This window comes from Micromonospora sp. M51 (assembly GCF_018070305.1).
Taxonomy (GTDB): Bacteria; Actinomycetota; Actinomycetes; order Mycobacteriales; family Micromonosporaceae; genus Micromonospora; species Micromonospora parva.
In genome coordinates this window covers 1-2,679 of record NZ_JAGPXZ010000796.1, presented here as the reverse complement: position 1 = coordinate 2,679, position 2,679 = coordinate 1, and the positions used below count along the sequence as shown (strand labels likewise).

Genomic DNA, 2,679 nt, shown 5'->3' with positions numbered 1-2,679 from the left:
GGCTGGTCCACTGCGGTGCGAACCCCGCCGGCACCCACGTCGGCCGGATCCGGGCGGTCGTCGGCGGGCCTGCCGCAACGGGCCTCGTCGACCTGCTGGCTGATCACCTCGGCCCGCTGCGGATGCCAACCCAGCGCGGCGCTGGCACCACTGGCCTGATCGGTGTTGGTGGACAGTCGCAGGGTGTGCACCCCCGCGCCGAGCGTCAACACGACCGGTTCCCCGTAACCGGCGAGGGTGACCAGCCGGACCCCGTCACCGTCGGCGGCCAGGTGCAGGCCGGCCCGGCCGGCCACCTCGCGCAGCAACTCCAGATCGCTGTGCCGGTGCTGGAGCAGCCGCTCCAACCGGGGACCGTCATCCTCGGCGGTCACCGTCAGCCCCACCGCGTCGCACAGCTCCCGGGCCAGCTCGACGGCGGTCACCGAGGTGAACACCCGCAACCCCTGCCGTTTGCGCAACCGGTGCAGCGGGTCGTACGCCCGCAACCGCAGCACCGCCGCCCCGTCGGCCGCGTACTCCACCTCCACGCCGGTGACCTCACCGGTGAACAGGGCGTCCGCGTGGTCGGCGAGCCGTACGTCGAGCGCCGTGCCGGGGCGTACCGCCGGGTCGAACGCGCCGACCCCGGCGGTGGTGGCGAGCACCAGCTCGGCCTGGGTGGGCTGGTCGAGGCGGGCCGCCACCCGCAGTGACCGGATCCGCTGACGAGCGGCGCCGACCAGCTCGACGCCGTCGAGCCGGACGGTCAACGCCCGGGGCGCGACGCTGGTCACGACGCACCCCCGGGGCTCGGGGGTGTGCTGGTCGGGGTGGGCCCGGTCGACGATCCCGCCGTCGGGCCCCAGGCGGCGGGCGCGGTGGCGATGGAGGCGCCCACGAACGACGCGCCGGCGCCGACCGCGCCGGCCACCGCCCGCGCGACTCCGGTCACCGCACCCGCCAGTGTCGGCCCACCGCCCGGCGGGCCGGCTGGTGGGACGGCGAGGGTGGTGCCGGCCGGCACGGCGAGGGGGTCGGTGATCCGGTTGTGTTCGGCCAGCAGCCGCCAGCGCAGCGGCGAGCCGAGCGCGTCGTTGGCCAGCAGGTCGAACCGTACGCCGGAGCGACCCGGCTCGGCCGCGCCGTCACCGGCGGCGATCACCGCGCTGCCCGGCGCGGCGGTCGGGGTGCTCGCGGCGGCCAACTCCTCGGCGAAGCCGGCCTCGGACTGGTCGGCCGTCTCGGCGGCGCGGACCAGCTTCAGCCGCAGCCAGGACCGTCGCGGTGACCCGGTGCCGGTGAACGCGTCGAAGCGTTCCGCCACCGCGATGATCACACCGGGCACGTTCCAGGTCTTGCCCCAGACCAACCGGACCAGCGGCGGCCGCAGCCAACCGTGGTCGGCGGTGGAGTTCTCCGCCAGCATCCACAACGGACGGGTGAGCACCCGCACGTCGGCCGGACGCAGCTGCGCCTCCACGAAGTCGACGTCGAAGAGCAGATCGAGCACCAGCTCGGTGCGACCCCCGCCGGTGAAGACCAGCGGGTCGTCGGCCAGGCCGGACCCGGTGAGCTGCCCGCCGCCGGCACCCCGCTGGCGGACCCCGGCGAGCCGGGTCACCTGCACGGTCTCCGGGTTGAGCAGGCAGTCCACGCGGACACCCGTGGAGTCGATGAGAAAGGCGACGCGTTCCATCAGTCACCCGCCTGTTCCCGGTCCAGTCGGCTGAGCTGGGCGGTGTCCAGCGCCGGCCCGGCGACCGACCACAGTGCGCTGTCGTCGGGCAGCGCCGGCCACGGGTCGTCGCCCCTCCCCGACCCGACCGGCGTCGCAATGCCCGTCGCCCGTCCGCCGCCGACGGTGTCCCACCCGGGGTCGGGCAGGGCGGCCCGTCGCCCGGACCGAGCCTGTTCGCCGGGCAGGTCCAGCCAGCGGTCACCGTCCCCGACGCGCGTCACGTCCCCGCGCCCGGTGGTGGGCGTGTCCCGGCCATCCGTCGCGGTGCGGCCGGTCCCGGATGCGTCGGTCCCGCCCAGGTCCGGCCAGGCCGGACGCCCGAACCACGTCGTTGAGTCCGCGCGCGCCGACCGGGCCGCGCTCGGTGCGCCGGCACGCCGGCCGCGCTGGTCCGTTCCGGGCCGGGGCGGACCGTCCGAGTCGCCGGGGGACCCGTCGTGGCCACCGGTGCTCCGGGTGGCGGTGGGAGATGCGGCGGGCGGGTCGGCGGAACGCCCGGGACCGTGGTCGACCGCGCCGGGCCAGGGTGCGCCCCGGGGCGGGCGTGCGGTGGTGGGGGTGGGTTCGGGCTCCGGTCGGTGGGGGCGGCTGCCCGGTGGACCCTGCGCTCGGAAAACCATGGAGCGGACCGGCTGCGGGGCCGATCGGGGCAGTCCGCTCGCGTCGAGGGCCGTGGCGTCGACGGCGGTGCTGGTGTCCCGGTTCGCCGGTCGTACCGGGGGCACCGCCGCGCCCGGCCCCACCGGCCCGGTCGGTTCGGCCGACCGGTCCGGCCCGGTCGGTCCGGCCCAGGCGTGCGACCCGGTCGGTTCGGCCCACACGTCGGGCCAGGTCGCGCCGGTCGGCGGCGATGTCGTGTCCGAACGGGACGGCGACGCCCCGCCCCCGGACCGGCCGGCGGCACCGGCCCACGTAGCAGCGGCACCGGCCCTCGTACCGTCGGCGCCGGCCGACGTACC

At 77.0% G+C, this 2,679-nt stretch carries 3 protein-coding genes and 1 pseudogene; 1 reads left to right on the top strand and 3 read right to left on the bottom strand.

What is annotated here, in order from left to right; genetic code table 11:
- The 3 genes from KBX53_RS28920 to KBX53_RS28910 form a co-directional block, all read right to left on the bottom strand.
- Window positions 1-776: contractile injection system protein, VgrG/Pvc8 family (locus KBX53_RS28920; RefSeq protein ID WP_309140881.1), on the bottom strand; the 776-nt coding region annotated here is incomplete at its 3' end.
- Window positions 773-1,678 carry a hypothetical protein gene (locus KBX53_RS28915; RefSeq protein WP_210862761.1) on the bottom strand — a complete coding sequence of 302 codons (906 nt, stop codon included), beginning with the start codon at window positions 1,676-1,678 and terminating at the stop codon, window positions 773-775. The genes KBX53_RS28915 and KBX53_RS28920, both read right to left, overlap by 4 nt.
- The gene (locus tag KBX53_RS28910) at window positions 1,678-1,941 is read right to left on the bottom strand and encodes a hypothetical protein (protein ID WP_210862759.1); all 264 of its coding nucleotides are present in this window, start codon (window positions 1,939-1,941) and stop codon (window positions 1,678-1,680) included. Before KBX53_RS28910 ends, KBX53_RS28915 begins: the two co-directional genes overlap by 1 nt.
- A gap of 451 nt (window positions 1,942-2,392) precedes the next feature.
- Here KBX53_RS28910 and KBX53_RS28905 point away from each other — a divergent pair.
- Window positions 2,393-2,679: pseudogene (locus KBX53_RS28905) on the top strand (hypothetical protein); the annotation flags it as partial.